A 26,300-nucleotide genomic window follows, 5' to 3' on the forward strand; every position below is an offset into this window, starting at 1 on the left:
GATCGATAGTCACGGCTCACGGCTTGTTATTTGGTGGGCGATCATTTACCTTGACGTCAACGTCAAAAATCCAAAATGAGGGAGTTTCTCCATGAATGAACTGGTCACGCGCGTTGCTGAAAATGTCGGCATCGAGCCGGCAACCGCCGAAAAGGCTGTCGGCATGATCCTCGGCTTCCTGCAGCGCGAAGCCGCCGACGGTCCGGTTGCCCAGATGATTGAAGCGATCCCGGGCGCGTCCGAACTGATCGCTCAGTACAACGGCGAAGGCACGGGCGGCGGCGGCCTGCTCGGCGGTCTGATGTCGGCAATCGGTGGTGGCGGCGTCATGGCGCTCGGCCAGCAGCTGATGAGCCAGGGCCTCGGCATGGGTGAAATCACCGGACTTGCAAAGGAAACCATCGCGTTCGCCAAGGAGAAGGCCGGCGCAGACGTGGTCGACGAAGTCGTCGCTTCGGTTCCGGGTCTCAGCCAGTTCGTCTGATACCGGCGACCCGAACGTAAAAAAGCGAAGCCCACCGGCGTCTGCCGGTGGGTTTTTTGTTGCCTGCGGCCCCTGTCAGCGTTCCGGCCTGCTTTCCCGTAGCGTCCGTTCGAGTGTGGGCGTCAGCCCGATGCAAAGAACGGCACTGGCGCCGATAAAAGCCGCACCCGATGTCCATCCGTAGAACTCGATCGCGGTTCCGACCGCGACGGGGCCGACGAGTTGCCCGAGATTGCTGCCCTGCATCAGCAGGCCCATCGCCATCGGCGCAAGCGCCGGACGTGGCGACAGGAGCGGCACCGATGAGATCAGCGTCGCCGGAATGAGCCCGCCGATCGCGGAAAACAGGATGCAGAGCGCCAGGATCAGATGTCCGCCTGATGGGCTCAGGAAGATCCAAAGGCCGGACACGCCGGTCAGCAACGCGGCGCTTGCGACCAGCCTGCCGCGGGCGAAGCCGCGGGACAGAAGATGGCCGGCGGCCAGATTGCCGAAGACGTTCACCAGCGTGATGACGGCGCTCAACAGGCCAACGGTTCCAAGCGAGACCTGCAGGCGCTCGATCAGCAGGATCGGCAGAAAGCTGGAAAGCGTGAAGCTCATCAGGCTGTAGAGCGAAAACAGCGCGAAGAGCAGCACGGGCCCGCGGCTCGTCAGCGTTTCCGCGGCATCATCCCGGAAGCGGGTGGCGACACGGGGCGTTTGCCGGGATGGCGACACTGCCAGAAAGATGGAGGCGAGGCTCGCAAGCGTGAGCAGCCCGTTGCTCCACCAGATCGCCTGCCAACCGGCAAAGGCGGGCCCGGTCAGCATGGCGATCGCCATGCCCGCGGGCATGAAACAGCTCCAGAGCGCAAAGACGAGGTCGCTGCGCTCTTGCGTCACCAGGCGCATGAGGATGGCGGGGCCGGCGACGACGACAAGCAGAAAGCCGAAGCCCTCGATGATGCGCGACAGCAGAAGCAGCGTGAATGCTGGGCTCGCCGCGCCGGCAAAGGAACCGAACGCCAGCAGTGCCATGCCGATGCCAAGCAGGCGCCGGTCGCCGGCAGCAGTGACGAACGCGCCGGCTGCCATGCCCCCGACGACGCCAACGACTGCGAAGACGGAGGTGATCCAGCCGAGGGCAGAAAGGTTGAGCCCAAGATCGGATTGAAGCAGCGGGCCTGCAATCAGCCCCTTGCCCACCTGCATCGCCGCGACCACGCCGGCCGCAACAACGGTCATCACGCCCGACCAATCGGTTCTTTCGCGAACAAAGGCTGCGGCCGTGGCCATCAGGCGATCTCCCCAACGCGGGTGCGTCCGGCAACCAGCGCTGCCGCCAGTTCCGCCACGTGGCGCCCCTGGAAGCGTGCGCCTTCCAGTTCGTTGGCGCTCGGCTGCCGGTCGCCGCCGTTGCCGTCATCGGCCAGCGTCGAGGCGCCGTAGGGTGATCCGCCGGTGATTTCGTCCATGCGCATCTGGCCTTTGAAGCTGTAGGGAAGGCCGGTGATCACCATTCCGAGATGCAGCAGTACGGTATGCGTGGCGAGTATCGTCGATTCCTGGCCGCCATGCTGGCTTCCGGTCGAGGTAAAAACGCTGCCGATACGCCCGACCAGGGCATCGCGTGCCCAGATCCCACCCGCCTGGTCGAGAAAGTTCTTCATCTGGGCGGCCATGTTGCCGAAGCGTGTCGGCGTGCCGATGATGATCGCGTCATAGTCGGGCAGTTCGGCGACGGTTGCCACCGGTGCATCGTGGTTGCGCTTGTAGCCGGCCTTGACGGCCACGGCTTCCGGGACGATTTCCGGCACGCGCTTGAGCGCGACGGTGGCGCCGGCGGTGCGCGCACCCTCGGCGACGGCGTTCGCCATAGTCTCGATGTGGCCGTAGGAGGAATAGTAGAGCACGAGCACCTTGGTCATTTCGGTTTCCTTTTTGTGGGCGGCATTGCCGTTCACAGAAAAGATGGGTGCTTTTCTCGATCTCTTGGAGTGATATAATTTTCATCAAGATGATCTATGGAATCGATCATGCTCGATGCCCTTACTCTCGATCAGATGCGGACCTTCGTGACCGTCGCCGAAAGCGGAAGCTTCCGCGCCGGCGCCGTCAGGCTCTCACGGGTGCAATCGGCCGTCAGCCACGCCATCGCCAACATGGAGGCCGAACTGGGGGTCGGCCTTTTCGACCGGTCCGGCCACCGGCCGGTCCTGACGGCGGAAGGGCATGCGCTGCTCGCCAATGCGCGCGACATCCTGTTGCGGGTGGACGCGATGCGCGCCCGGGCACGCGGGCTCGGCGAAGGCATCGAGCTTGAGCTTTCTCTGGTCGTCGATACGCTGTTTCCGATCGAGACCGTCGGCCTGGCGCTGAAGGAGATGCGCGGCGCCTATCCGGATGTGTCGATCCGGCTTGCGGTCCTGCCGCTCGGTGGGCCGCTCGACGGCCTGGTCGATCGCCGCTTCACGCTCGGCATCACTGTCGGCGAAGATTTCCGCGACCCGGCGATCGCCCGTCGGGCGCTTGCGACGGTCGAACTCGTCGCGGTCGTAGCCGCAAATCATCCCTTGGGGCTGCGCGCAGGGGGAGACGTGCTCGACAATGCCGAGCTTGCGGACCATCTGCAGATCGTCCTGTCGGATCAGTCGCAGCGCACGGTCGGGCGCGACTACGGCGTGCTCTCGCCGCAAACCTGCCGTGTCAGCAGCCAGGACACAAAGCATGCGATGATCCGCTCGGGCCTCGGCTGGGGTCGATTGCCGTTCTGGCAGGTGGAGCGCGACCTTGCGGAAGGCCGGCTCGTGCGCATGCCGACGGCCGCCCTTGGCCGCAACAGCCAGGTGGGGTCCGAAGCCTATCTCGTTCATCGGATCGACGAGCCGCTCGGGCCGGCCGCCCGCATCTTCAGCGAGGCTCTCGCCCGGATCTGCGCGGAGGGCTAGCGTCGGCCGTTGAGCGCGAAGGCAAGCGTGAAGACCACCAGCACGACGCCCACGCCGATCGGGCCAGCGATCGGGTTGATAAAGTTCATCAGCGCGCCGGTCGCGCCGGATCCAGCCGCGCTGCCGGCGGCATAGGCGAGCGAAAAGGCGGCACTGCCGGCAACCAGCATGCTGCCGCGATACTCTTCCCCGAGCATGGTGAGCGCCGCCGTATAGAGCGCGAAGCTCGCCGCGCCGATGAAGGCGAAGGTCAGAAGCAGAGCGATATCGGACGACAGCAACGGCACGAGCAGATAGCCGCTGGCAGCGATCGCGGCCGCCGAGATCGCCACCCGGCGGCGCGGCAGGCGGTCGAGAAGCACGCCGATGAAAGGCTGTGCCACAGCTGTCGGTATCGCCAGCGCCGTTACGCTCAGCGCGGCAAAGGCCTGGCTGTGGCCGGTCTTGACGAAATAGACCGGCATCGCCGAGATCGCGGCGATATCGGCAAATCCGAACATCAGCACCATGAGGATCAGCATCGGCGCCTTCCCGAAAAAGGCGAAGAGGTCCCGCGTCGAGGACGGCTCGGGCCGGGTGCGGGCGCCCATGGTCAGCAGCCCCGTGAGGAAGGCGACGAGTGCGATATAGATCGCCAAGAGGGCAAAGCCGAGACCGCCGCTGGTGCCGAGCAACGGGATCGCCAGCGGACCGGCCGCAAAGCCGCCGCACATGCCGGCGCCATAGAGGCCGGAGACGCGGCCGCGCAGCCGGTCCGGGCAGGCGGTGTTCAGCCACGCTTCACCAAGCATGAAGACCATGCTGACGAAGAAACCCAGGGCAAAGCGGGCGATAAACCAGATGACGAGTTCCGACGTCGAGGCAAGTGTCGCGAGACAGATGGAACAGCCGATGAGGCTGGCGATGATCAGCTTGTCGGCCGAGGCGAGCCGCGTCAGCCGCCCGAGAATAAGCGTCGCAACACCGAGACCGGCGGCAAAGCCCATGGCATTGAGGCCGATCATGCCGGCCGAAACGCCGCGGCTCTCAAGCGAAAGCGAGATCAGCGGATAGGTGAGACCCTGCGCCACCGAGAAGGCGGTGACACCGAGAACGACGGCGATAATCGCCGGCCAGTCGGGAGCAAAATCGCTCGCCTGTGCCTCGTGCAACGACATCGCCCCCTCCCTACGATCCGTGTCCTTGAGGCGATGTCCATATCGTATCCGCCGCCGGCAGGGAATTGGCCGGCGGCGAAATGATTGCGTTCGTTAAGCAGCCTTGTCCCAGACGGGGGCAAGGCCTTCCGGGTTGACGATGCGGCCGTCGGCACGCGCAAGGGCGCGGATTTCGGCCATTTCGCCGTCGCCGAGCGCAAAGTCGAAGATCGCGAAGTTTTCCTTCAGGCGATCGATCGTCGCGGTCTTTGAAAGGGTGATCACGTCCTTCTGCTGCACGAGCCAGCGCAGCGCTACTTGCGCGGCCGTCTTGCCGTGGCGGGCACCGATCTCCTTCAAGAGTGGATCGCTCGGCACCTTGCCGTTCGCCATCGCATAGTAGGCGGTGATCGAGATGCCGTGCTTGCGAGCGGTCTGAAGCACCTTGGTCTGATCGAGATACGGGTGGTACTCGACCTGGTTGGTGGCGATCGGGGCGTCGCTGAGCTTCACGGCCTCTTCCATCTGCGCCGTGTTGAAGTTGCTGACCCCGATGTGGCGAACCTTGCCGGCCTTGTGCACTTCGTTGAGAGCGCCGATGCGCTCGGCCATCGGCACGTCGCTGCCGCCCGGCCAGTGCAGGAGAAGCAGGTCGACATGGTCGGTCCGCAGCTTCTTCAGGCTTTCGTCCACCGAGGCGAGGAAGTCGCGATGGGCATATTTGTCGACCCACACCTTGGTGGTGAGGAAGATATCAGCGCGCGAGATACCGGAATTCTGGATCGCCTCGCCGACTTCGGCCTCGTTGCCGTAGATCTGCGCCGTATCGACGTGATGGAAACCGAGCTTCAGGGCGTCCGGCAGAACGCGCAGCACATCGGCGCCGGGCATGCGGAAAGTGCCGAAGCCGAGCGCCGGAATGTTGCCGCCGTTGGAATTGACGGAATGCATCGTGGGTAACTCCTTGTACTGGGCATGTTATGCTTGATAAGCGCCCGGCCACCTGGCCGGGCGAAAAAGGAATGAGGCTATAGGTGGTCCTCGCAGACGGCGGTTCAAGCCGTTTGGTAGGCCGCCCCGGTGCGACGATCAAGGGCGCCGCTCAGGAGCGTGAGCAGCAGGGCTGCGGCGACGAGCAGGGCACCTATCACGGGCGTCATGCCAAGGCCGAGCGGGGAGGCGACGATGACGCCACCGAGCCAGGCGCCGACGGCGATGCCGAGGTTGAAGGCCGCGATGTTGAGCGCCGAGGCGACATCGACGGCGCCCGGACGATGTTGCTTGGCAAGCTGCACGACATAGAGCTGCAAGCCCGGCACATTGGCGAAGGACAGGAAGCCGAGGGCTGCAAGCGTGACCAGCGTCAGCACCGGCGAGGGGGCCGTGAAGGTGAAGAGCACGAGCACCGCCGCCTGCGCCAGGAACAGTCCGATCAGCGCCTTGACCGGGTCGCGGTTGGCGATCTTGCCGCCGGCAATGTTGCCGATGGCAATCGCGATGCCGTAGAGCACCAGGATCAGGCTGACGGCGCTTTCCGAAAAGCCGGTGATGTCCTGCAGGATCGGCACCAGGAAGGTGAAGGCGACGAAGGTGCCGCCGTAGCCGAGCGCGGTCATGGCAAAGACGATCAGCAGGCGGCCGGAGCCGAGCACGCGCACCTGGTCGATGAGCTTTGCCGGCGGCGCCTTGGACAGCGTGTTCGGCAACAGGGCTGCGATCGCGACAAGAGCGACGACGCCGAGACCGGTGACGGCCCAGAAGGTGGCGCGCCAGCCGAAGGTCTGGCCGATCCAGGTGCCGAGCGGCACACCGGTGACGATCGCGACGGTCAGGCCCATGAACATCATGGCAATGGCCGAGGCGCGGCGGTCTTCCGGTACGAGGTCGGCGGCAATGGTCGAGCCGACCGAGAAGAACACGCCATGGGCAAAGGCAGAAATGACGCGGGCGACGAGCAGCGGTTCATAGCTCGGCGACAATGCTGCGGCGGCATTGCCGACGATGAACAGCGCCATCAGGCCGATCAGCAGCGGTTTGCGCTCGATCCGGCCGGTGAGCGCGGTGAGAACTGGCGCGCCGAAGGTCACGCCGAGCGCGTAGACGCTGACGATCAGGCCGGCGAGCGGCAGGGTGACATTGAGGTCGGTGGCAACCGTCGGCAGGAGGCCGACGATCACGAATTCCGTTGTTCCGATCGCATAGGCCGCGATCGTCAGCGCAAGTATGGCAATAGGCACGACGAGACCTTTCCCACCCGGCTGGGAGCACCGGGCGCGTGGTTGTTGTTGAAGTCGGGTGGAATATGAGCCTTTGCACTCATCACGATAATACGCATAATCAGACAAACGTTTGTGAATTGAGTTCAAAGGGAAGCGCATGGACAACCGAGCCGGTGAGATGGAGGTTTTTGTCGCCGTATCGGAGACCCGCAGCTTCTCCGCTGCGGCGCGGCGCCTGAAACTGTCGCCGTCGGCCGTCAGCAAGCTGGTGACCCGCATCGAGGACCGGCTTGGCACGCGCCTGCTCGTGCGCTCGACCCGGACCTTGCAGCTGACCCCGGAAGGCGAAGTCTATTTCCAGCGGGCGCAACGGATCCTCGGAGATATCGCCGAGACCGAGCATGTCGTTGCCGCCGGCGGACGCATGGCGCCGCGTGGGCTCTTGCGGGTGAACGCCGCCGTCGGCTTCGGCGAGCGCTACATCATGCCGCTCGCACCGGAGTTCCTGGCGCGATACCCGGAGGTCCAGCTCGACCTGACGCTGACCGACAGCATGATCGATGTCGTCGGCGAACGCACGGACGTGGCGATCCGCACCGGACCGCTGCGTGATTCATCCCTGAAGGCGCGCAAGCTGATGGAAACCCGGCCGGTGGTGATCGCCTCGCCCGCCTATCTTGAAAAGTATGGGATCCCGCAAACCCCTGACGATCTCGACGGCCACAACTGCGTTCGCTTCAACTTCCGCCGCAGCGTCGACGAGTGGGCGTTTCGCGGGCCGGGCCAGTCTCAGATCGCGCACCGAACCGTCTCCGGCAATATGCAGGTATCGAGCGGTTCGATCGTCCGCCAGCTTTGCCTTGCCAGCGTCGGCATCGGGCGCATCGGTCGTTTCCATGTCGAGCCGGATTTCGAGGGTGGAACGCTGGTGCCGCTGCTCGAGGACTATCAGTCGGGCGAGATCGAGACGGTCTACGCCGTCTATGCCGGCCACGAGCATCTCGCTGCCCGTATCCGCGCCTTTATCGATTTTCTGGCAGAGCGCATGTAAGCGCCCGGCGGGCAGACGAACTCAGCCCGCCTTGACCGCCACGATGAAGAACCTCGGAAAACGCAACAGTACTTTGCCGTCGCTCGTTGCCGGATAGGCCGCGCGTATCCGGTCGGTGTAATCGGCGAGAAAGGCGCTCCGCCGGTCCTCGGGCAAGGTATCGAGATAAGGTCTGAGGCCGGTCCCCTTCACCCACTCGACGATCGCTTCGGCATTGGCGAGGCGATGATAGTAGATCGTATGCCAGACCTCGATGCGCGCTGCCCACGGAACCAGGCATTCGACATAGGTTGCCGGCGGCGGCATCGGGTTGCGGCGGATGGTCTTGCCGGCAAAGGCTTCAGCGAAAGCCGGGCTGCGCGCGGTCTCTTCCATCAGGAGGTGGCTCGGCTCTCCGAGGTTGTCCGGCATCTGCACCGCGAGCGTACCGCCGGAGGCAAGCGCCTTCATCAGCCTTTCGAAGATAGTGAGATGGTTCGGAAGCCACTGGAAGACGGCGTTGCCGTAAAACAGCGAGGCGCCGGCGGGAGGAACCCAGGCCGCAAGATCCGCCTTTTCGAAGGACACCCCGGGCAGCCGCTTGGCGGCGGCAAGGAGCATGTTCTCGTCGCTGTCGAGGCCGGAAAGCGTGGTCCAGGGAAACCGGTCGCGGATGAGCTCGGTCGAGTTCCCCGGGCCGCAGCCGAGGTCGAAGGCGAGGCCTTCTGGCAGGTCAGGCACTTGGGTGAGAAGGTCTCTGGCTGGTCGGGTGCGTTCGTCTTCGAACTTGAGATACTGCGCGGGCGACCAGACCATCAAAGAACTCCTTCAGATACCGAATTGCAGGCTTTCGAGAGAGGGCAGGATCAAGGCAGGCCCATGATCGCGGTATTCGTCCGGCATGTCTGCCCGATTGATCCACACGGTGCGGAAGCCGAATTTCGTCGCCCCGGCAATGTCCCAGCGGTTCGACGACTGGAACGAGACTGCGTGCGGGTAGAGCCGGTAGCTGGTGGTAACGAGATCGTAGACGGCAGGCGCCGTCTTGAACGCCTTCACCGCGTCGACCGAAAAGACGTCGTCGATGACGATATCGAGTGCGGCGTTGCGCACGGCCGACGCGAGCATGGCCGGCGAACCGTTGGAGAGGATGGCGATCCGCGCCCCGCGCTCCTTGAGACCTTTCAGAACGGCCGGCACTTCCGGATAGCAGTCGAGCGTCCAGTAGGCGTCCAGCAACCGCTTGCGCAGCTTCGGGTCGGCGGAGGGAAAGCGCGCGAAGGCAAAGTCGAGCGCCTGTTCGGTCAGCTTCCAGAAATCCTGGTAGCTGCCCATCAGCGAGCGCACCCAGGAATATTCGAGCTGCTTGGCGCGCCAGAGTTCGGAAAAAGCCTGCCCGTCCGGACCGATCTCCTCAGCGTGGCGCCTGACCGCCGCATGCACGTCGAAGAGCGTGCCGTAGGCGTCAAACACATAGGCCGCGTGGGACATCGTTTCCTCCCGTCAGTTGTTTTCGGTGCTGGCTGACAAGGCGAACATGCCACGTCAAAGCCTATCCGAAAACAAAGGCTTACAGCATCACGCCCGATCGGACAGCCCGCTGTCACCGTTCTTTACGCGGATCATGTCAAATATTTGTGCGTCGCACAACGGCCGGCCGCTCAAAGGCAGGTTTCCTGCCTTAGCCCTTGGCCGGTTTCCAGACTTTTGCCGGGAAGCGTAGCGCCTGCTTGGCGAGCTTGCCCTTGAACCCGAGCGCCGTGTCGCACAGGTTGACCACATGCCGGTTCGGCTTGGCTTCCGGGCGAAGCGCATGCAGGGCCGCGGCTGCCTCTTCCGGCGGCATGTAGCGTGCCAGAATGCCCAGCGTCAGCGCCGTCGCGCGGCCAATGCCCCGCAGGCAATGGACGAGCAGATGCGCGTCCTCGGGCAAGCGGTCGATGAAAGCGAATGCGGCGTCGATCGCCTGCGGACGCGCCGCATCCGGTTCGTCCGGATCGGTGGTGTCGCCGAAAAAGAGTTCCAGGTGATTTTCCGGCGGCAGCTCGATCATCGACAAAAGCCGGCTGCCGGGTGCGCGCACGGAGATGAGATGCGTCGGCGCCCAAAGCGCACGATTGTGCCGCGCCTCGGTCTGCGAGCTGACGATGACACGGATCGGCCAGCCGGCCGGATGCGCCGGATTGGCGTTGAGGATGGGATGGTAAAGTTCATCCGCAGTAACGGCTGCCGCAAGCGCCATGGCAGGACCTCGCTCGTGATTCTTCAGCGCGGATTTTGCCCTGAAACCCGTCCGGGCTTAAGGGCAAAATCTTGGGGGGAGGCGAAAAGCTGTGGCCGGAGCGGGATCAGCCCGGATGGATGTAGCGCTTCGACCAGCGCGACGGCACCAGAATGGTGGCCAGCGTGAGCCCGGCGCCAAGCGCGAAGGAAGCCCAAAGAGACGCCGGGCCGAAATGGCGCTGCAGGACGGCGCCGGCGACAGCGCCAGAGAACATGCCAAGCCAGGGCACGATCTGCATGAGCCATTGGCGGTTGGTGTTGCCGAGCAGCCAGCGGCCGAGGCCGCGCCCGAAACGGGAAAGGGCACCAGTCACGTAGGTGAGCCCGATCGGCAGGCCCTCGATGTGCTCGACGGCGGCATTGACCAGGCCCATGGCAAGCACGATGCCGTAGAAATAGAAGGGCTTTGGCATCGAGGTTCCGAAGCCGGCGCAGAGCATTAGCACCAAACTGACCATCGAGAGGACGCCGACGACGCCGAGGCGTGCGGCCGCAATCACGCCGAGCGCGTTGCCGATGATGAACGCTCCAAGCGCGCCGACGAGCAGCAGGGCGCCGGTGAAGTCGCCGTCGCCGAGCGCGATCGCCGCCCGCGTCGTGTTGCCGCTCATGAAGGAGACGAAGTCACCGATGCTCAAGAGCCCGATCGCGTCGGTCATCCCGGCGAGAAACGAGATCGTCGCGGCGACGGCCAGCGCCGTGCCCGTGCGCTGCCGCTTGATCAGTCTTCGCCGTCTCGCAATGGTCATCTGCCTTGCCCCCGATTGGAGGCAAGGCTAGCGCATGCGGATGGTGAGTCGGAATGGGCGGTCATCATATTGCCTACCGGCTGCGGCGTTCACGGCTTGCCGTGGCCGTCAGAAGCGGGTGATGACGCTGATACCGAGATCGGTGGCGCGGTCCATGGCGACGAGGGCAGGGATCGCCTCTTCAAGAGAAATCTCCCGCCCGATCAGTTGCTGCGGCTTCAGCTTGCCGTCGGCGATCATCGCCAGCATGGCGTCGTAGCGCCAGGCCTGCATGCCGTGGCTGCCATAGATTTCGAGTTCGTGACCGATCACCTGCGCCATCGGGATCTGTGGCGTCGCCTGGTCGCCGAGCATCAAGCCAACCTGGACGTGGCGGCCGCGCCGGCGCAAGTTCTTGATCGAGTTGAAGCAGGTCACGGGATTGCCGAGCGCGTCGATCGAGACATGGGCGCCACCGCCGGTGATATCCTTTACCGCCGCTGCCACGTCCTCCACGTTACGGCCATTGATGACTGCGACTGCGCCGAGTTTTTTGGCGAAGGCGAGCTTGTCTTCGGCGATGTCGATCGCGATCGGCTGGGCGCCGAGGGCCGCCGCGATCATGATTGCCGAGAGGCCGACGCCGCCGCAGCCATGCACCGCCACCCACTCGCCGCCCTTGACCTTGGCCTGGTCGGCGATGGCGCGGAACGACGTTGCGAAGCGGCAGCCGAGGCTCGCAGCCGTGGTGAAGTCCATGCTTTCAGGCAGATGCACGAGGTTCTGGTCGGCAAAGTCGAGCGCGACATATTCGGCAAACGAGCCCCAATGGGTAAAGCCCGGCTGAAACTGCGCCTCGCAGACCTGCTGGTTTCCCGAGCGGCACTCGCCGCAACGGCCGCATCCGGAAACGAAGGGCACGGTCACCCGATCGCCGACCTTGTAGCGCATGACGCCGCGGCCGGTGGCGGTCACCACGCCCGCCAGCTCGTGGCCGGGCACATGCGGCAGGCGGATATCGGCGTCATGGCCCATCCAGCCGTGCCAGTCGGACCGGCAAAGCCCTGTTGCCTCGACCTTGATGACCACGCCGTTCTCCGTCGGTGTCGGATCGGGAAGGGTACGGATTTCCGGCATCTTCTCGAAGGCGTCGTAATACATGGCTTTCATCGGGTCGCTCCTTGCAATGTCGCAATGGGTGGGGCGCGGCCGTCGATGTGGCGCGCCATCAGAAATTCGTCGACCTCCCGGTCGCCGTCGAGCATGCCGCCGGGAACGTGCCCGATCTTGTAGAAACCCGCACGTTCATAAAAGCGGATCGCCGTCGGATTGTCGGCACGCACCACGAGTTCGAGCAGTCGGATGCCGGCCGAGCGCGCATGATCGGTCAGTTGCGCAAGCAGCTGCCGCGCCACGCCGGACCCGCGGGCCTCGTCGCACACATAGACCATGATGATCGTGCCCCGATGCGCCAGCCGGCTCGCACGCTCGCGCATCAGGCCCATGATGCCGACCGGCTCATCGCTGTCGAAGGCCACGAATACGGCGTTGGCGGTTAGCCGCGCGCGCCATTCCTCAGCCGAAAGGCGCTCCCAGTCGGCCGCTGTCGAGGCGAAGGCCTGCGGCTCGCGGTTGAGCGCTTCCAGCCTGATGCGGCGGAAGATGTCCACGTCGTCTGCGTCGAGATGCTTGATGCGCACGGCTTTCCCTTCTCTTTGGCGAAGAGACTAAGCGAGAGGCCTTCGCGGTACCAGAACGGCCGCCATGACATTTTTTGATAGACCCATTCACCCCGATGCTGTTTTTTCGGGGTATGCGGAAAGACTAGAATAAAAACCTCAAGGAGACGCAGATGGCCGTCGATACATCCCCCCGCTCAGTGACCTGGACCTATGTCGATGGTGAATGGCTCTCGGGCAATCCGCCGCTGATCGGCCCGACCTCGCATGCGATGTGGCTGGGCTCGACGGTGTTCGACGGCGCCCGCGTTTTCGACGGCGTCGCTCCCGACCTCGACCTGCATTGCCAGCGCGTCAACCGCTCGGCCGCCGCACTTGGCCTGAAGCCGACGATGGCGGCGGAAGAGGTCGAGGCGCTGACCTGGGAAGGTGCCAAGAAGTTCGACGGCAAGACAGCGCTTTATGTGAAGCCGATGTACTGGGCCGAGCACGGCGCGGCCGGTGTCGTCGCCATCGACCCGGAATCGACCCGTTTTGCGCTCTGCCTGTTCGAGGCGCCGATGGGCAACGGCCACGGCGGCTCGTCGCTGACGCTGTCGCCCTTCCGCCGTCCGACACTGGAATCGATGCCGACCGACGCCAAGGCCGGCTGCCTCTATCCCAACAACGCGCGCATCCTGACCGAGGCCCGTTCGCGCGGCTTCGACAATGCGCTGGTGCGCGACATGCTCGGCAACATCGCCGAGACCGGTTCTTCCAACGTCTTCCTGGTCAAGGACGGTGTCGTCTTTACACCGGCCGCCAACCGTACCTTCCTTGCCGGCATCACCCGCTTCCGCGTCATGACGCTGCTGCGCGAAGCCGGTTTCGAAGTGGTCGAGGCGACGCTGACGATGGCGGACTTCGAAGCGGCCGACGAGATCTTCACGTCCGGCAACTACTCCAAGGTGCTGCCTGTGACGCGTCTCGAAAGCCGCGAGCTGCAGGCCGGCCCGGTCGCCGCCAAGGCGCGCGATCTTTATATGGACTGGGCGCACGCGGCCCGCGACGTCTGACATCGCGCGCATGCAAAACCCCGGCGCACGGTCGTACCCGCTGCGCCGGGGCAAGATGGCCTTAGGTTCAGGCACTCAGCGCGAGCGGCGCGCGCGCGCACCGACCACGGCGCGCCTGTGGATCAGGTAGGCCTGGACGGAGAGGCCTGCGAGGAAGATCACCAGCCAGGCAAGCAGCGTCGTCTGCACGATCGGCGATTCCGGGCCGCTGGCAAGTGGCTGCGAGGCGGGCAGGCGCTTCAACGTCTCGGCGATCGCCGGCACGATCAGCAGGAAATAGCTGAACGAAAGGCCGAGCGTTGCCAGGTAGGGGCGCAGGCGGCCGAAAAAATCGAGCCTTTGTGCTGCAAGGCTTCCACCGATGACGAGCAGCGTGACGATCCCGAGCGCATGGCCCGCGTTGAAGCCGCCGGTGCTCGAAAGCCCCGCGGACGTCAGCACCGCCAGGATGATCGCGGCGAGGTAAAGCTTGCCGGAGCGCGTGCCGGGAACAATCGCACCATACCGGGCAAAGCCATAGAGGCCCGCCACGACGGGGGCGAGGCTGATGACGGTATGGATGATGCCGAGTGTGGAAAGCGGATTTGCCATGATCTTCCTCCTTCGTTGGACCGACTAGTTGGTCGGGAGAGATTTGAAAAAGAAACGCGATGATTTCACCTGCCATCGCGTCCGTTCGGATTGATTTCTAGTGCTCGCAAATGTGGCCCGCCGTTCCCACGGGAACAACTGTCTTTTTCGACCGGTGTCGCTTCGAAGGGTCGGAGCTTCGGGGTCAGGCATCGCTTGGCGCCTGAAGCTGTGCCAAGGCGGGCCGTGCGATCGCCGAAAACGTGGCTTGATCCGAGCCGGCGACGCGGGCCGCGAGCATCGCGCCGTGGACCGTCGCCATGAGCGCCTCGGCGGCCGCCTTGGGGCCGTGAGCGGTCCTCAGAGATCCCTTCGCTACGCCATCCTCGATCACGGCTCCGAGCCAGCCGGAAAGGTCGGCAAAATGACCGCGCACTTGCGCGACGACAGTATCGGGAAGCGAAGGTATTTCCGAGGCCAGAAGGGCGCCGATACAGAAGGGCATGTCCCGTTTGGCGATACATTCTTCCCAGAAGCCGACATAGGCCTCGAGCCGGGCGGCCGGATCGCCGACAGCTGCTAGCAGTCCTTCAACGCTGCGGCGATTGTTCTTGCGGTAGCGGGCAAGCACGGCTGCGGCAAGGTCCGCCTTGGTCGGGAAGTGATGGTGGATCGTCGCCTTGCCGATGCCGACCACGGCCGAGATGTCCGCGTAGCTGAACGCGCTGTAGCCCCGCGACACCATCAGGCGTTCGGTTGCGTCCAGGATTCGTTCGTAAGTATCGCTCACCATGAGCAAGATCTATCAACCGGTCGGTCGAAGCTCAAGTGAGGAGCAGTCCACATATGCAGTGACCGGGGCCGACGTGGACGGCAACTGGACGGCTTGCGCCGGGTCGCGCGCGCTATTTCTTCTTTGCCGGCACGCCCACCTTGACCGCGTCGGGTGCAAGCTCACCACCGAGCTCGACCGTCTTCTTCTGCTTGTCGAAGACGCAGATCTGCGTGACGGCGACCTTGGAGCCCTTGGGCGTGCCGATCACCAGCGCCAGCCCGAAACTCTCGGAGCCGAAGGGGTCGACGACGACGCTGGGTTTTTGCAGCGAGGTGGCGGCGGCGAGGCACTTCTTCGAAACCTCTGCCCGGAATGTCTCCCACGCGTCGCCGGAAGAGGCTGCTGCACTGGACGCAGCAAAAGCGGCGATGGCGGAAAGGGCGAGGGCAGGGATGAGACGCTGCGGCATGGACTGTCCTTTATGCATGGTTGCAACGGTCGCGAAGCTGCAGCCAAACCGTGGCATGAATGTGCTTGAAAGTGTCATGCTTTCAAAATGATGTTGAAAGTATATTCCGTGGGTTGAGGAAAAATTGGCATTGCATCGGTTGCCTCCATGAGGGTCGGTGCCTATGTTCCCGCTCACGGATTTCCCGACGAAATTCCATGCCAAGAGGAGATGCCCACATGGCTTTCGAATTGCCGAACCTTCCCTATGACTACGATGCGCTGGCGCCCTACATGTCGCGCGAGACGCTCGAGTACCACCACGACAAGCACCACCTGGCTTACGTGACCAACGGCAACAAGCTTGCTGAAGAGGCCGGCCTCTCCGACCTGTCGCTGGAGGAAGTCGTCAAGAAGTCCTACGGCACCAACCAGCCGCTGTTCAACAATGCCGGCCAGCACTACAACCACATCCACTTCTGGAAGTGGATGAAGAAGGGCGGCGGCGGCACCAGCCTGCCGGCCAAGCTCGACGCGGCCATCAAGTCCGACCTCGGCGGCTACGACAAGTTCCGCGCCGATTTCATCGCCGCCGGCACCGGCCAGTTCGGCTCGGGCTGGGCCTGGCTCTCGGTCAAGAACGGCAAGCTCGAAATCTCCAAGACCCCGAACGGCGAAAACCCGCTCGTTCACGGCGCCTCGCCGATCCTCGGTGTCGATGTCTGGGAACACTCCTACTATATCGACTACCGCAACGCCCGTCCGAAGTACCTCGAAGCCTTCGTCGACAGCCTGATCAACTGGGATTACGTGCTCGAAATGTACGAAGCGGCTTCCAAGTAAGCTGCCCGTCTTCGATGCATGACGTTTGGACCCGGCGCTTGCGCCGGGTCTTTTCGTTTGTGCTGGGTACCGATGAGGCCAGGCTCAGGTGGTCTTCCAGCCGCTGATCCAGAGTTCCCTGAGGCGGTTTCCCTCGCCTGGAAAATAGGCGCCGACCGCCTCGCAGTGCTCGACACGGTCGGCGCGAAAGTTGCGGATCGCCTGGCGCAACTCGCACCAGCCGACGATGTTGGCAGTTTCCGAATAGTAGATCAGCGCCACCGGCCGGATCGTGCGTTCTGTGGCGCGGCCGAGTTCGTCGCGATAGTCGAGTTCGAGCTTCTGCTCGTCGCGGATCGCCCGGCGTACCAGAGCGAGATCGATGCCGGCGGGCGAGGGGGCGATCGTTCCCCAGGCGTGCAGCGCCCGCGAACGAAAGGCCAGTCTCAGCGGCTCGGGCACGGCTGCAGTGATTTTCTGGTTGACGCGGCCGGCGGCTGCCTTCAGTTCCTCGTCGCCGGTTCGTGCCAGCAGCGCCAGAGCCAAGGCGATCGCTTCCGTTTCCTCGATCGAAAACATCAGCGGCGGCAGGTCGAAGCCGGGCCTAAGAATATAGCCGATGCCGCGGCCGCCTTCGATCGGCACGCGCATCGCCTGGAGTGCCGCGATATCTCGGTAGATCGAGCGCACCGTCACCTCCAGCGTCTCGGCCATTTGCGCGCCGGTCACGGGCTTTCTCGCAAGCCGGAGGATCTGGATGATCTCGAAAAGCCGTGCCGCCTTGCGCATCGAAAACCTCCCCCGTCGTCAACGCTCCTGACACTACCTTGTCAGTTGCCCGGATCTATACCATCAGCCAACGGATTGAAAAAACAGCAATTCGATTGAGAAATGAAAACCCGGACGACGGACAACTGACATGACCTACACGGAAAACCTCTGGCTCTTCTTCACCCTTTTGTTCGGCATTATCATCGTGCCGGGCATGGACATGGTCTTCGTCCTGGCGAACTCGCTAACGGGAGGGCGGGCCTCCGGTCTGTCGGCGACGGCCGGCATCATGGCGGGCGGCGTGCTGCACACGCTCTATGCGGCACTCGGCGTCAGCGTCATCCTGCATCTGGTGCCCGGCCTCTTCAACGTGCTGCTCGTCGCGGGTGCTGCCTATATCGCCTGGATCGGCTTTTCCCTGGTCAAAAGCTCGATCACCATCGGCGGCATCGACGGCGCGGACCGGCTGTCGCGCTGGGCGAGTTTTCGCCAGGGCGCGCTGACGAGCCTGATGAACCCGAAGGCCTATCTCTTCATGCTGGCGGTCTATCCCCAGTTCCTCAAGCCGCAGTTCGGGCCGATCTGGTCGCAGGCCCTGATCATGGCCGCGATGATTGCGGCGACGCAGCTCGCTGTCTATGGCGGCCTTGCCCTTGCCGCCGGCCGCGGCCGGGATTTTCTGGTCGGCAGCCCCGAGACGACCGTGTGGATCGGCCGCGCCGCCGGGGCGGTGCTCGTTCTGGTCGCGGCTTTCACTGTGTGGCAGGGCTGGTCGGCACAGTGAAGCTGTCCCGGTTTCTGCAAAGTATAAACATGAATATTAAAGTCATGTTATTGGCGGGCCTGTTGAAATCCCGAAATTACGCCGGCCGACGGAAATTCCTTTGTCCTAACAAGCACATCAAAAAAATGTTACTTCCGTCGAATACTCAAGATGACATCATGCGGCCGCATTGGGCATGAAGGCCAGGCAGGCAGATTCGCCGAATAGATTTCATTGACCGGGAGATCCTGATGAAAATACGCGCACTCATGTTGGCTGCCGCTCTTGCGGGCCTGGGTGTTACTGCCGTGACCGCAGCCGACGAGCCGCAGGTGGTTCGCCAGCAGGCGATGAAGAAGGTGGGCGCTGCGACTGGCGCGCTTGCCGGCATCGCCAAGGGCGAGAAGCCCTATGACGCGGAGGTCGTGAAGGCATCGCTGACGACGATCAGCGAGACGATGAAGACCTTCCCGGACCATTTCCCGGCCGGATCGGAAGCGGGCCACGAGACCGAGGCGAGCCCGAAGATCTGGGAAAACCTGGATGACTTCAAGGCCAAGGCCGCCAAGCTCGGCACCGATGCCGAGGCGGTTCTGGCGCAGCTGCCCGCTGACCAGGCGGCCGTTGGCGCGGCCCTCGGGGGCATCGGCAAGGACTGCGGCAGCTGTCATGAGAGCTACCGCCTGAAGAAGAATTGACCGGCGGCAACGTCCTATCCGGCTGAAAGAGGAGGCACGCGACGTCCCGCCGCGTGCCTTCACTCGTATTGAGCACACTGTTTGCGGCAGGGCATGAGGGGAGACTATGGGTCGTCGGGCGAGAAAGCTGATATCGGGTCTTGTGGTGCTGGGCGTCGTCGGCGGTGCCGCCTTCTGGTGGCTGACGAAGCCGGCACCCTGGAGCGCCTCCCATTGGGAGGGTCTCGGAGAACCGGATCTTGCCAATGGCGAACAGGTCTTCTGGGCCGGCGGCTGCGTCAGCTGTCATGCCAACAAGGGCGCCGAAGGTGACGCGCGTCTGGTGCTTTCGGGTGGCGCGCCGCTGAAGAGCCCCTTCGGCACCTTCCACGCGCCGAACATCTCTCCGGACGAAGCGGCCGGAATCGGCGCCTGGACGCTCGCGGAGTTCGGCAACGCCATGACCCGCGGCGTCGGGCGCAACGGCGAGCATCTCTATCCGTCGTTCCCCTATGGCTCCTATGCGCGCATGGCGGCCAAGGACGTCAACGACCTCTGGGGCTTCATGAAGACGCTGCCGAAGAGCACCGAGGTGGCGCCGCCGCACGAATTGCCATTCCCTTACAACATGCGGATAGCCTTGGGTGGCTGGAAGCTGCTGTTCCTGACCGACAAGCCACGCGCCGCGGTGGACGCCAACGACCCGAAGCTCGCCCGCGGGCAATATCTCGTCGAGGGGCTTGGCCACTGCGGCGAATGCCACACGCCGAGAAACGCGCTCGGAGGCTTCGAGCCGGATCAGTGGCTCGCAGGCGCGCCGAACCCGGAAGGCGAGGGCCGTATTCCTGATATCACGCCCGGCTCCAAGAGCATCGGCAGCTGGAGCGCCTCTGATATCGCCTCCTATCTGGAAACCGGCTTCACGCCGGAGTTCGATTCCGTCGGCGGTTCCATGGTGGAAGTGCAGAAGAACATGGCAAAACTGACGCCGGCCGACCGCGAGGCGATCGCCGCCTACCTGAAGGCGGTACCAGCGCTCTAACGCTTGATCTTCGTAGCAAGGCGCGCTCAACTCGGCTTCATAACGAGGAGGAGACTGAATGCGCCCACACGAAACCGCGCCCTACGACCAGTGGATCGAACGCAGCCCCGAGGAGATGGTGGCCCGCGCTGCGGACTTCTATGAAGAGGTCAACCGCCGCCGCACCACGCGTTACTTCAGCGATCGTCCGGTGCCGCGTGAGGTCATCGAAACCTGTCTGAAGGCGGCGGGCACGGCGCCGAGCGGCGCCAACCATCAGCCCTGGCATTTCACCGTGATCGAGAGCCCCCGGATCAAGGCCGAGGTGCGCCACGCGGCGGAAGAGGAGGAGCGTATCTTCTATCGGGACAAGGCGCCGCAGGAGTGGCTCGACGCGCTGGCGCCGCTCGGCACCGACGAAGACAAGCCCTTCCTTGAGACCGCTCCCTACCTGATCGTCGTCTTCTCGCAGAAGCGCGGTGGTCCCAATCCGGGCGATCTGAAAAAGAACTACTACATCAACGAAAGCGTCGGCATTGCCACCGGCATCCTGATCACGGCGCTGCATCATGCGGGCGTTGCGACACTGACCCATACGCCGGCGCCGATGAACTTCCTCAACGAGATTTGCGGTCGGCCGGACAGTGAAAAGCCGTTCCTGATTCTGGTGGCCGGCTATCCAGCCCCGGATGCGACCGTGCCGGTGGCCGGCAAGGTGAAGAAGCCGCTCGATCAGATCTCGAACTGGCTCTAGGCCTGTTGCCAAAAGTGGAGAGGCCGCTTTCTGCACCGAAATGGAAGGCGGCTTACCCGATGCTGCCGCTGTCGTCGGGCCGATGCTCCCGCCCGTAGAGTGCAAGAAATCCGTCGAGCTCCGGTGAGCCGAGACCGAGGCCATGCAGGATCTCGCCGGAAAAGCTGATCGGCGCGGTGCCGGCGGCGGTGACGACGTGGCCGCTGCGCATCGCCTGCGGCTGATCGCGATAGTGCGAAGCACCATGATAGCCGGTCAGCGCCGCAAGGCTTTCGGCGCTGTTGCCGGTGTGGTCGACGCGGTCGAGAAGGCCGCATGTTGCAAGGGCATGGACGCCGCCGCAAATGGCTGCGACCACCCGCTTGTTGCGATCGAAGGCACGGATCGTCGAGGAGAGATCGGGCGCCTCGTTCGTGTCCCAGATTGCGCCGCCGCAGATCACCAGCCCGTCGAAGCCGGCCGGGTCGAGGGCATCGATGGAGAGATGCGCCGAGACGTCGAGGCCGCCCATCGAGGTGACACGCGCGCCGTCGACGGTGGCAACCTCGATATCGACGCCGAGATGGGTGCGCGCCGCCGCCATCAACAGCGCACATTCCCAATCGGCGAAGCCTTCGCACAGGACGATTGCAAGACGCATCGGCAGCTCCTCAGCCCAGCTTCTGCATATAGCGCATGCCGGTCACCGGGCGAGGGACGAAGCGTTCGGATTCGTAGAAATGGTGTGCCTGGAAGTTGCCCGTGGCGGCGCTGACCGAAAGGAAGTCGCAGCCGGCCATCTTCGCCTGCTCACGCGCCTTGGCGACCAGGTGGCGGCCAATGCCTGTGCCGCGGCTTTCCGGGCGAACGAAGAGGTGATGCAGCTCCATGCCGCGTGCGCCTTCGGCGGCCCGGTAGATCGGCACGAGGATCGCGTAGCCGATCAGCCGGTTGCCGGCCTCGGCGACGAGCGCCGTAATCCACGGCGTACGGCCGAAAAGGTCACGCTCCAGCTGTTCGGGCGTGATCGGGGCGGCGTCGCCGTGATGGGCCGAAAGTTCGGCGATCATGTCGCGCAGTTCCGGCAGGTCGCGCTGCTTGGCGCAACGGATCGTCACCATCGGCGGGCGCGTAGCCGGTGTCGCATGAAGGGTGGGGATGGCGGTCTGTAGCATGTCTGGGCTCCTCGGGTTTTCTCGCCATCAGGAGCCGGAAAAACAAAAGCCGCCTGATGGCGGCCTTGTTGAATATGATCAGCAGGCCGCTCCTATCGGAACAGCCAAAAATACACGCGGCAAATGGGTGCGTTCTTGATCATGGGCGCTAGATTGTTTGTTTTCGTGATTTTGTCAACGGGGATTTTTCAAGGCGACTAATTAAGCTGCCGCCTCAGTGCTCGCTCTCGCACATGGAATGGTCGGCGAGCGCCCGGATCACATAGCAGTCGCCGACGGTGTGATTGCCGTCGCAGGCGACGATGCGTTCCAGTTCCTGCTCCAGCTTCCTCAATCGCGCGATCTTCTCGCGCACCGTTGCCAGGTGCTCGCTGGCGATGCGGTCGGCTTCGCCGCAAGGTCGCTCCGGATGCTGGCTGAGGGCGAGCAGATCCTTGATCGAATCGATCGACAAGCCGAGGTCGCGCGCATGGCGGATAAAGGCCAGTCGCTCAAGTTCGCTTTTCTCGTACCGCCGCTGATTGCCTTCGGAGCGCTCGGGCGCTGCGATCAGTCCCATCTGCTCGTAGTAGCGGATCGTCGGGATTTTGACGCCGGTGCGCCGGGAGAGATCGCCGATGGAATACATGTTCGCCTCAAACCTATAGCTTCTGGAGCAATAGATAGTTGGGCGCGACCAAGTGTCAATGGTTGGGAAGGGGAGGGGCCGGTCTCGGCCCCTCCGAATGCTGGACGCTGCGAGGGCGGCTTGTCCTAGCCGCGCTCGTTTTCGAGGAACGAGAGCAGGGCTTCGTCGAAGAGATCGCCTTCTTCCAGCTGCGGCGTATGCCCGCTCTGTTCGAAGAGCCGCACCGTCAGGTCCGTGAAGTCCGCCCGGTACTCGTCCCAGCTGAAGGCCGGGGCGACGAGATAGTCCGAGCGGCCGAGCGCAAGCAGCACCGGCGCTGCCAGCCTGTTCAAACCCTTGCGGATATCGATATCGCGAAAGACCTCGCCCCAGAGATGGTCGAATACCGCGTTGTTGACAGTGACATCTCGCCAAAGAGGCGTTGCGTCGAAGTCCGGCTGATGCCAGCTCTTCGCGCCGAGCCGGATCAGCAGGGCTTTGAAACGTTCCTCAGGCCGCGCCGTGATGTCGTCGCCAAGCTTGGCCATCTCCCGTGCGAAGATCGCTTTTCGGGCCGGCGACACCGTTTCTTCCCAGATCCGGTCGGCGAGCGCCATATGACGAGCCGAATGGCTCGGACCGGTGCCGACCATGATCGCGTGGCTGACGCGCTCCGGGTGCCGCTTGGCATATTCGAGGGCCATATAGCCATGGCCGGAGTGTCCGAGAATGGCGAAGCGTTCGAGCCCCAGATGCGCCCGCATTCGCTCGATATCATCGAGCACCGTCTCGAAGCCGATGTCGCCAGCGGCATAGTTGGTCCGCGCCGGTGCGAAGCCGCGGTGGTCGATGAAGATCAGCCGCAACTTCTCGCGAAGCGCTTGGGAGAAGGTGCGGGGGTAGTAGGCGGCGCTGCCGATGACGAGCAGCGGCGTGCCACTGCCTTCGATCCTATAGCCGAGGTCGAAGGGGCCGGCGCCAAGGCTGCCGGCTTCGGAGACAAATCCGTCTTTGGTGGTCATGAGGATGATCCTAGCGATGGCCGGTGAACGGTCATGTCCGTGTCAGGACGTTCAGGCGGCCGAAAAAAAAGCCATGCCAAAAACCGCCGAAGGGCGGCTGTGGCGTCGGTCGTTTTCTGCCGGCGAACGTCGCTAACGGATCAGGCGCATGGATCTTGGTCCTCTTTGGAGGATCGCTGGATATCATCGATTGTCCGACCGAGACAAGCCGATCGGCGCAAACCGCCCTCTCAGGGGATGTCGTCGCCGCCGTTGGCGAGATCGGCGGTCGCCACGTCGCGCTGCTGCTCGACACCCATCGCGCGCTCGACAGCCTTGCGGATCTCTTCCTCGGCGGCCTGCCGCTGCTCGGGGGGCATCTCCTTGAGATCCGCTTCGGTCAGGCCCATCGCCTTGAGGACCTGTTCGCGGATTTTCTCAACCAGGCTCTTCTTCGCTTCCTTCAGAAACTCGTCGCTGACCGAACCGTCCGAGGCCGCAGGGCCTTCTTTGGCGGAAATCGAAGCCGTGCTCTCGCCGTCGCGCGCCGCCGTCATCCACAGCGCGTTGGAAAGGGCGTTCGAGGTCGAAGGCGGCGCGATCGTCGGGGCCTGGCGCGGGCGCGCGTCACCGCCGCTCTCCTCGATCGGCGCGATAGTGCCCGCCTGCTGGCGGCGCTGGGAGAAGTAGTAGTTCGAAATGCTGTTGTCGATCTTCATGGGAATCCCCCGGAATCTGTCGTCCGGGGGAAGCTGCTGTCGCGGGCTTGCGCGGAGCTTACTTTTGCAACCTTCTAGCGAGAATTAGGGATGCTTCGCGCGCGTCAAGGCAGAGTGTAGGCGATGATGTAGTCACCGGGCCTGGTGCCGACCGAGCCGTGGCCGCCGGCAACGATCAGCACATATTGCTTGTCGCCGACCGCATAGCTCATCGGCGTCGACTGGCCGCCGGCGGGAAGGCGCGCCTCCCAGAGCTGGCGTCCGGTCGTGAGGTCATAGGCGCGCAGATAATCGTCGACAGCGGCACCCAGGAAGGCGACGCCCCCCTTGGTGATCATCGGTCCGCCGATGCCCGGTACGCCGACCTTGAACGGCAGCGGCAACGGCGTCATGTCCTCGACGGTGCCGTTCTTGTGCTTGTAGGCGATCTTGCCGGTCCTGAGATCGGCTCCAGCGACGTAACCCCACGGCGGCGCCTGGCAGGGAATGCCGAGCGGTCCAAGGAAGGGGCCCATGAAGACGCCATAGGGCGCTCCATCGTTGCGATTGAGCCCTTGCTCCGACCCCTTCTCGTCCTGGCCCTTCGGCGGCACCTGGTCGCGGGGCACGAGCCGCGAGGTGAAGGCGAGATAGGTCGGCATGCCGAACATCACCTGACGCTCCGGATCGATCGCGACGGAACCCCAGTTGAAGGTGCCGAAGTTGCCGGGATAGACGAGCGTGCCCTCGATCGACGGCGGCGTGTAGCGTCCCTCATATTTCAGCGAGCGGAACGCGATGCGGCAGGCAAGCTGGTCGAACAGCGTGACGCCCCACATGTCCTTTTCCTGTAGCGGTGCAGGCATGAAGGTGAGGCCGGAGACCGGCTGGGTCGGGGCGGTGAAGTCCTCGGGGATCGCGCCACCCGGCGCCTGCACCTCCTCGACCGGGATGATCGGTTCGCCGCTCCTGCGGTCGAGCACGTAGATGTCGCCCTGTTTCGTCGGTCCGACCAAAGCTGGCACGACGGTGCCGTCCTCCTTGGTGATGTCAAGCAGCGCCGGCTGCGCCGGCACGTCCATGTCCCAGAGGTCGTGATGTACGGTCTGGCGAACCCAGCGCACCGCGCCCGAATTGATGTCGAGCGCGACGGTCGAGGAGGAATATTTCTCGACGTGTTCGCTGCGGCCCATGCCGAGCTGGTCGGGCACCTGGTTGCCCATGGGGATGTAGACGAGGCCGAGACCCTCGTCATAGCTGAAGACCGACCAGCTGTTCGGCGAGTTGGTGGTGTAGGTCTGGCCTTCTGGGAGCGGTGCCGTCACATCAGGGTTGCCGCTGTCCCAGTTCCAGATCAGCGCACCGGTGTTGATGTCGAACGCGCGGATGACGCCGGACTGTTCCTGGGTGGAATAGTTGTCGTTGACCGCACCGCCGATGATCAGCTTGCCGGCGACGGCAACCGGCGGCGACGTCGAATAATAGTAACCGGCCGGGTTGTATTTCATGCCCGTTTCGAGATGCAGGACGCCATTGTCGGCAAAGCTGGTGCAGACGGACCCCGTCGCCGCGTCGAGCGCGATCAACCGCGCGTCGGAGGTCGGAAGGTACACCCGTTCGGCGCAGGGGCTGCCCGGGGCTGCAGCCGGGTCGGCCCAATAGGTAACGCCGCGGCAGGTCTGGTGCTGGCGGTCCGGGTTCATGCCCGAGTTGCTGTCATATTTCCATTTCTCTTCGCCGGTTGCCGCATCGAGCGCGATCGCCCAGTTGTGCGGTGTGCAGGCATAGAGCGTGTCTTTGATCTTGAGCGGCGTCACCTGATAGGTCGTCTCGCCCACGTCGTCGGGTCTCTTGATGTCGCCGGTCTGATATTGCCAGGCAACCCTCAGCCCCCCGACATTCTCAGGCGTGATCTGATCGAGCGGCGAGTAGCGCTGGCCGAAGGCGGTGCGCCCGTACTGGTGCCATTCGTCCGGCGGTACCGAGCCGCCGAGCGGTGGATTTTCAGCGACGACATCGCTCGGCAGATCGCCGCGTATGTCGTGCGGGTCCTGCATGATTGCGTAGCCCGCGACACCAACCGATACCAGCACCGCAAATGCCAGCGGCCAGCCACTCACGGCATAACGCTCGCCCGTCGGGCTTTCGAAGCCGAGCGGCCGGCGCACGGCCGGCAACAGCAGCCAGAGCCCCAGAAGGACGATGACGCCGCCACGCGGGCCAAGCTGCCACCAGTCGAAACCGACCTCAGACACCGCCCAGCCGAGCGAGCCCAGGATCATGAACGCATAGAGCCAGATCGCCGCCGATTTCCGCATGAACAGCAGCACCGCCGTCAGCAGGAAGCCGATGCCGATTGCGAGGTAATAGGGGCTGCCGCCAAGCATCAGCAGCTTGGCGCCGCCGCCGCCAAGCGCGAGGCCGATGATTGCAAAGACGATGGCCGTCAGAACGAGCATGATGGGAACTCCCGCATCGAAGAACGGTGCCGTGGCACGGTTCTTTCCATTGCGGCGGTCCGTCGCCGGGACCGCGTGAGACAGGTGGCTTCGAAGCGGCGGTCGCAAGCCTTGTCGCGGCCGCCCGGTCAGGGAAGGCGCAGAGCGCCTGTCCTGTTAGCACCTAACGCGCCGTCTTTGCCTTTCAATAGCCACATTCCGCAACGCGGAAATATTCGCAGGCCCGCAATAAAGTTG

30 protein-coding genes are annotated in these 26,300 nt (G+C 64.0%); 9 read left to right on the forward strand and 21 right to left on the reverse strand.

All coding sequences use genetic code 11. The annotated features are described in order from the left end of the window. Positions 1-91 precede the first annotated feature (91 nt). Entirely contained in the window at positions 92-484 is a 393-nt protein-coding gene (locus IB263_RS04855) for a hypothetical protein (protein ID WP_034789243.1), read from the forward strand. Between the two features lie 75 nt (positions 485-559). Here IB263_RS04855 and IB263_RS04860 read toward each other — a convergent pair whose 3' ends face one another. Both IB263_RS04860 and wrbA read right to left on the reverse strand, forming a co-directional pair. After that, positions 560-1,762 (reverse strand): CynX/NimT family MFS transporter, encoded by a 1,203-nt coding sequence (locus tag IB263_RS04860; RefSeq protein WP_112770427.1) that lies wholly within the window; start codon positions 1,760-1,762, stop codon positions 560-562. After that, the gene (gene wrbA, locus IB263_RS04865; RefSeq protein ID WP_034789451.1) at positions 1,762-2,394 is read right to left on the reverse strand and encodes an NAD(P)H:quinone oxidoreductase; all 633 of its coding nucleotides are present in this window, start codon (positions 2,392-2,394) and stop codon (positions 1,762-1,764) included. The genes IB263_RS04860 and wrbA overlap by 1 nt, the downstream gene beginning before the upstream one ends. Positions 2,395-2,502: 108 nt before the next feature. Here wrbA and IB263_RS04870 point away from each other — a divergent pair, with 108 nt between their 5' ends. Beyond that, positions 2,503-3,414: a LysR family transcriptional regulator gene (locus tag IB263_RS04870; RefSeq protein WP_192437779.1), complete on the forward strand. Its 912-nt coding sequence runs from the start codon at positions 2,503-2,505 to the stop codon at positions 3,412-3,414. Here the strand turns inward: IB263_RS04870 and IB263_RS04875 are convergent. The 3 genes from IB263_RS04875 to IB263_RS04885 form a co-directional block, all read right to left on the reverse strand. After that, entirely contained in the window at positions 3,411-4,571 is a 1,161-nt protein-coding gene (locus IB263_RS04875; protein WP_060584251.1) for an MFS transporter, read from the reverse strand. The genes IB263_RS04870 and IB263_RS04875 overlap by 4 nt on opposite strands. A gap of 93 nt (positions 4,572-4,664) precedes the next feature. After that, positions 4,665-5,501 carry an aldo/keto reductase gene (locus IB263_RS04880; protein ID WP_192437781.1) on the reverse strand — a complete coding sequence of 279 codons (837 nt, stop codon included), beginning with the start codon at positions 5,499-5,501 and terminating at the stop codon, positions 4,665-4,667. Between the two features lie 104 nt (positions 5,502-5,605). After that, positions 5,606-6,787 carry an MFS transporter gene (locus tag IB263_RS04885; RefSeq protein WP_192437783.1) on the reverse strand — a complete coding sequence of 394 codons (1,182 nt, stop codon included), beginning with the start codon at positions 6,785-6,787 and terminating at the stop codon, positions 5,606-5,608. 139 nt (positions 6,788-6,926) lie between these two features. Between IB263_RS04885 and IB263_RS04890 the strand changes: the two genes are divergently transcribed. Continuing rightward, positions 6,927-7,820: a LysR family transcriptional regulator gene (locus IB263_RS04890; RefSeq protein ID WP_192437785.1), complete on the forward strand. Its 894-nt coding sequence runs from the start codon at positions 6,927-6,929 to the stop codon at positions 7,818-7,820. A gap of 21 nt (positions 7,821-7,841) precedes the next feature. Here the strand turns inward: IB263_RS04890 and tam are convergent, their stop codons facing one another. From tam to IB263_RS04920, 6 genes are all read right to left on the reverse strand, one after another. After that, a complete protein-coding gene (tam, locus tag IB263_RS04895; protein WP_192437787.1) occupies positions 7,842-8,615 on the reverse strand; it encodes a trans-aconitate 2-methyltransferase in 774 nt (257 codons plus the stop codon). A gap of 12 nt (positions 8,616-8,627) precedes the next feature. Beyond that, the gene (locus IB263_RS04900; RefSeq protein WP_034789254.1) at positions 8,628-9,290 is read right to left on the reverse strand and encodes a haloacid dehalogenase type II; all 663 of its coding nucleotides are present in this window, start codon (positions 9,288-9,290) and stop codon (positions 8,628-8,630) included. A 190-nt stretch (positions 9,291-9,480) separates the two neighbouring features. Then, positions 9,481-10,041: a phosphatase gene (locus tag IB263_RS04905; RefSeq protein ID WP_034789256.1), complete on the reverse strand. Its 561-nt coding sequence runs from the start codon at positions 10,039-10,041 to the stop codon at positions 9,481-9,483. A 106-nt stretch (positions 10,042-10,147) separates the two neighbouring features. Beyond that, entirely contained in the window at positions 10,148-10,831 is a 684-nt protein-coding gene (locus tag IB263_RS04910; RefSeq protein ID WP_192437789.1) for a YoaK family protein, read from the reverse strand. A 108-nt stretch (positions 10,832-10,939) separates the two neighbouring features. After that, positions 10,940-11,980 (reverse strand): zinc-dependent alcohol dehydrogenase family protein, encoded by a 1,041-nt coding sequence (locus IB263_RS04915; RefSeq protein WP_192437791.1) that lies wholly within the window; start codon positions 11,978-11,980, stop codon positions 10,940-10,942. Beyond that, positions 11,977-12,510: a GNAT family N-acetyltransferase gene (locus IB263_RS04920; protein ID WP_192437793.1), complete on the reverse strand. Its 534-nt coding sequence runs from the start codon at positions 12,508-12,510 to the stop codon at positions 11,977-11,979. The genes IB263_RS04915 and IB263_RS04920 overlap by 4 nt, the downstream gene beginning before the upstream one ends. A gap of 152 nt (positions 12,511-12,662) precedes the next feature. Between IB263_RS04920 and IB263_RS04925 the strand changes: the two genes are divergently transcribed. Beyond that, positions 12,663-13,544 carry a branched-chain amino acid aminotransferase gene (locus IB263_RS04925; protein WP_192437796.1) on the forward strand — a complete coding sequence of 294 codons (882 nt, stop codon included), beginning with the start codon at positions 12,663-12,665 and terminating at the stop codon, positions 13,542-13,544. A 75-nt stretch (positions 13,545-13,619) separates the two neighbouring features. On the opposite strand, the gene IB263_RS04930 is transcribed toward IB263_RS04925, so the two are convergent. From IB263_RS04930 to IB263_RS04940, 3 genes are all read right to left on the reverse strand, one after another. Next, on the reverse strand, positions 13,620-14,135 hold the full coding sequence (locus IB263_RS04930) for a hypothetical protein (RefSeq protein WP_192437798.1): 516 nt from the start codon (positions 14,133-14,135) through the stop codon (positions 13,620-13,622). Positions 14,136-14,319: 184 nt separating this feature from the next. Beyond that, on the reverse strand, positions 14,320-14,907 hold the full coding sequence (locus tag IB263_RS04935; protein ID WP_192437800.1) for a TetR/AcrR family transcriptional regulator: 588 nt from the start codon (positions 14,905-14,907) through the stop codon (positions 14,320-14,322). Between the two features lie 112 nt (positions 14,908-15,019). Then, positions 15,020-15,358 (reverse strand): hypothetical protein, encoded by a 339-nt coding sequence (locus IB263_RS04940; protein WP_192437802.1) that lies wholly within the window; start codon positions 15,356-15,358, stop codon positions 15,020-15,022. Positions 15,359-15,576: 218 nt separating this feature from the next. Here IB263_RS04940 and IB263_RS04945 point away from each other — a divergent pair, with 218 nt between their 5' ends. Then, positions 15,577-16,179, forward strand: a complete 603-nt coding sequence (locus IB263_RS04945) for a superoxide dismutase (protein ID WP_060516240.1) — start codon at positions 15,577-15,579, stop codon at positions 16,177-16,179. 84 nt (positions 16,180-16,263) lie between these two features. Here the strand turns inward: IB263_RS04945 and IB263_RS04950 are convergent, their stop codons facing one another. Next, the gene (locus IB263_RS04950) at positions 16,264-16,947 is read right to left on the reverse strand and encodes a YafY family protein (protein WP_060516239.1); all 684 of its coding nucleotides are present in this window, start codon (positions 16,945-16,947) and stop codon (positions 16,264-16,266) included. A gap of 130 nt (positions 16,948-17,077) precedes the next feature. On the opposite strand from IB263_RS04950, the gene IB263_RS04955 reads away from it, so the two are divergent. The 4 genes from IB263_RS04955 (at position 17,078) to IB263_RS04970 (ending at position 20,144) form a co-directional block, all read left to right on the forward strand. Further along, positions 17,078-17,713: a LysE family translocator gene (locus IB263_RS04955; RefSeq protein WP_192437804.1), complete on the forward strand. Its 636-nt coding sequence runs from the start codon at positions 17,078-17,080 to the stop codon at positions 17,711-17,713. 230 nt (positions 17,714-17,943) lie between these two features. Continuing rightward, positions 17,944-18,390, forward strand: a complete 447-nt coding sequence (locus IB263_RS04960; RefSeq protein WP_034789273.1) for a cytochrome c — start codon at positions 17,944-17,946, stop codon at positions 18,388-18,390. A 106-nt stretch (positions 18,391-18,496) separates the two neighbouring features. Next, positions 18,497-19,411, forward strand: a complete 915-nt coding sequence (locus IB263_RS04965; RefSeq protein ID WP_112770422.1) for a cytochrome c — start codon at positions 18,497-18,499, stop codon at positions 19,409-19,411. Between the two features lie 58 nt (positions 19,412-19,469). Beyond that, positions 19,470-20,144, forward strand: a complete 675-nt coding sequence (locus IB263_RS04970) for a nitroreductase family protein (protein WP_034789276.1) — start codon at positions 19,470-19,472, stop codon at positions 20,142-20,144. A gap of 52 nt (positions 20,145-20,196) precedes the next feature. Here the strand turns inward: IB263_RS04970 and IB263_RS04975 are convergent, their stop codons facing one another. The 6 genes from IB263_RS04975 to IB263_RS05000 all read right to left on the reverse strand — a co-directional run bounded on the left by IB263_RS04975 (position 20,197) and on the right by IB263_RS05000 (position 26,063). After that, entirely contained in the window at positions 20,197-20,784 is a 588-nt protein-coding gene (locus tag IB263_RS04975) for a DJ-1/PfpI family protein (RefSeq protein WP_192437806.1), read from the reverse strand. 10 nt (positions 20,785-20,794) lie between these two features. Then, a complete protein-coding gene (locus tag IB263_RS04980) occupies positions 20,795-21,298 on the reverse strand; it encodes a GNAT family N-acetyltransferase (protein WP_034789278.1) in 504 nt (167 codons plus the stop codon). Between the two features lie 214 nt (positions 21,299-21,512). Further along, positions 21,513-21,926, reverse strand: coding sequence for a helix-turn-helix domain-containing protein (locus tag IB263_RS04985; protein WP_060604026.1), 414 nt, complete (start codon positions 21,924-21,926; stop codon positions 21,513-21,515). 125 nt (positions 21,927-22,051) lie between these two features. Continuing rightward, positions 22,052-22,927 carry an alpha/beta fold hydrolase gene (locus IB263_RS04990; RefSeq protein WP_192437808.1) on the reverse strand — a complete coding sequence of 292 codons (876 nt, stop codon included), beginning with the start codon at positions 22,925-22,927 and terminating at the stop codon, positions 22,052-22,054. A 230-nt stretch (positions 22,928-23,157) separates the two neighbouring features. Continuing rightward, a complete protein-coding gene (locus tag IB263_RS04995; protein WP_089043858.1) occupies positions 23,158-23,625 on the reverse strand; it encodes a hypothetical protein in 468 nt (155 codons plus the stop codon). Positions 23,626-23,729: 104 nt separating this feature from the next. Beyond that, entirely contained in the window at positions 23,730-26,063 is a 2,334-nt protein-coding gene (locus tag IB263_RS05000) for a glucose/quinate/shikimate family membrane-bound PQQ-dependent dehydrogenase (protein WP_210338202.1), read from the reverse strand. Between the last annotated feature and the right edge of the window lie 237 nt (positions 26,064-26,300).

This window comes from Ensifer sp. ENS03 (assembly GCF_014852035.1).
GTDB classification, from domain to species: Bacteria; Pseudomonadota; Alphaproteobacteria; order Rhizobiales; family Rhizobiaceae; genus Ensifer; species Ensifer adhaerens.

What these genes read in the sequence shown, in the direction of transcription:
- IB263_RS04960 (WP_034789273.1), top strand. Translation starts at nt 17,944, where the DNA reads ATGAAAATACGCGCACTCATGTTGGCTGCCGCTCTTGCGGGCCTGGGT.
- IB263_RS04915 (WP_192437791.1), bottom strand. Translation starts at nt 11,980, where the DNA reads ATGAAAGCCATGTATTACGACGCCTTCGAGAAGATGCCGGAAATCCGT.
- IB263_RS04970 (WP_034789276.1), top strand. Translation starts at nt 19,470, where the DNA reads ATGCGCCCACACGAAACCGCGCCCTACGACCAGTGGATCGAACGCAGC.
- IB263_RS04980 (WP_034789278.1), bottom strand. Translation starts at nt 21,298, where the DNA reads ATGCTACAGACCGCCATCCCCACCCTTCATGCGACACCGGCTACGCGC.
- IB263_RS04990 (WP_192437808.1), bottom strand. Translation starts at nt 22,927, where the DNA reads ATGACCACCAAAGACGGATTTGTCTCCGAAGCCGGCAGCCTTGGCGCC.
- IB263_RS04965 (WP_112770422.1), top strand. Translation starts at nt 18,497, where the DNA reads ATGGGTCGTCGGGCGAGAAAGCTGATATCGGGTCTTGTGGTGCTGGGC.
- IB263_RS04860 (WP_112770427.1), bottom strand. Translation starts at nt 1,762, where the DNA reads ATGGCCACGGCCGCAGCCTTTGTTCGCGAAAGAACCGATTGGTCGGGC.
- IB263_RS04985 (WP_060604026.1), bottom strand. Translation starts at nt 21,926, where the DNA reads ATGTATTCCATCGGCGATCTCTCCCGGCGCACCGGCGTCAAAATCCCG.
- IB263_RS04930 (WP_192437798.1), bottom strand. Translation starts at nt 14,135, where the DNA reads ATGGCAAATCCGCTTTCCACACTCGGCATCATCCATACCGTCATCAGC.
- wrbA (WP_034789451.1), bottom strand. Translation starts at nt 2,394, where the DNA reads ATGACCAAGGTGCTCGTGCTCTACTATTCCTCCTACGGCCACATCGAG.
- IB263_RS04940 (WP_192437802.1), bottom strand. Translation starts at nt 15,358, where the DNA reads ATGCCGCAGCGTCTCATCCCTGCCCTCGCCCTTTCCGCCATCGCCGCT.
- IB263_RS04875 (WP_060584251.1), bottom strand. Translation starts at nt 4,571, where the DNA reads ATGTCGTTGCACGAGGCACAGGCGAGCGATTTTGCTCCCGACTGGCCG.
- IB263_RS04935 (WP_192437800.1), bottom strand. Translation starts at nt 14,907, where the DNA reads ATGGTGAGCGATACTTACGAACGAATCCTGGACGCAACCGAACGCCTG.
- IB263_RS04890 (WP_192437785.1), top strand. Translation starts at nt 6,927, where the DNA reads ATGGACAACCGAGCCGGTGAGATGGAGGTTTTTGTCGCCGTATCGGAG.
- IB263_RS04975 (WP_192437806.1), bottom strand. Translation starts at nt 20,784, where the DNA reads ATGCGTCTTGCAATCGTCCTGTGCGAAGGCTTCGCCGATTGGGAATGT.
- IB263_RS04950 (WP_060516239.1), bottom strand. Translation starts at nt 16,947, where the DNA reads ATGCGCAAGGCGGCACGGCTTTTCGAGATCATCCAGATCCTCCGGCTT.
- IB263_RS04870 (WP_192437779.1), top strand. Translation starts at nt 2,503, where the DNA reads ATGCTCGATGCCCTTACTCTCGATCAGATGCGGACCTTCGTGACCGTC.
- IB263_RS04995 (WP_089043858.1), bottom strand. Translation starts at nt 23,625, where the DNA reads ATGAAGATCGACAACAGCATTTCGAACTACTACTTCTCCCAGCGCCGC.
- IB263_RS04955 (WP_192437804.1), top strand. Translation starts at nt 17,078, where the DNA reads ATGACCTACACGGAAAACCTCTGGCTCTTCTTCACCCTTTTGTTCGGC.
- IB263_RS04900 (WP_034789254.1), bottom strand. Translation starts at nt 9,290, where the DNA reads ATGTCCCACGCGGCCTATGTGTTTGACGCCTACGGCACGCTCTTCGAC.
- tam (WP_192437787.1), bottom strand. Translation starts at nt 8,615, where the DNA reads ATGGTCTGGTCGCCCGCGCAGTATCTCAAGTTCGAAGACGAACGCACC.
- IB263_RS04910 (WP_192437789.1), bottom strand. Translation starts at nt 10,831, where the DNA reads ATGACCATTGCGAGACGGCGAAGACTGATCAAGCGGCAGCGCACGGGC.
- IB263_RS04905 (WP_034789256.1), bottom strand. Translation starts at nt 10,041, where the DNA reads ATGGCGCTTGCGGCAGCCGTTACTGCGGATGAACTTTACCATCCCATC.
- IB263_RS04880 (WP_192437781.1), bottom strand. Translation starts at nt 5,501, where the DNA reads ATGCATTCCGTCAATTCCAACGGCGGCAACATTCCGGCGCTCGGCTTC.
- IB263_RS05000 (WP_210338202.1), bottom strand. Translation starts at nt 26,063, where the DNA reads ATGCTCGTTCTGACGGCCATCGTCTTTGCAATCATCGGCCTCGCGCTT.
- IB263_RS04945 (WP_060516240.1), top strand. Translation starts at nt 15,577, where the DNA reads ATGGCTTTCGAATTGCCGAACCTTCCCTATGACTACGATGCGCTGGCG.
- IB263_RS04925 (WP_192437796.1), top strand. Translation starts at nt 12,663, where the DNA reads ATGGCCGTCGATACATCCCCCCGCTCAGTGACCTGGACCTATGTCGAT.
- IB263_RS04855 (WP_034789243.1), top strand. Translation starts at nt 92, where the DNA reads ATGAATGAACTGGTCACGCGCGTTGCTGAAAATGTCGGCATCGAGCCG.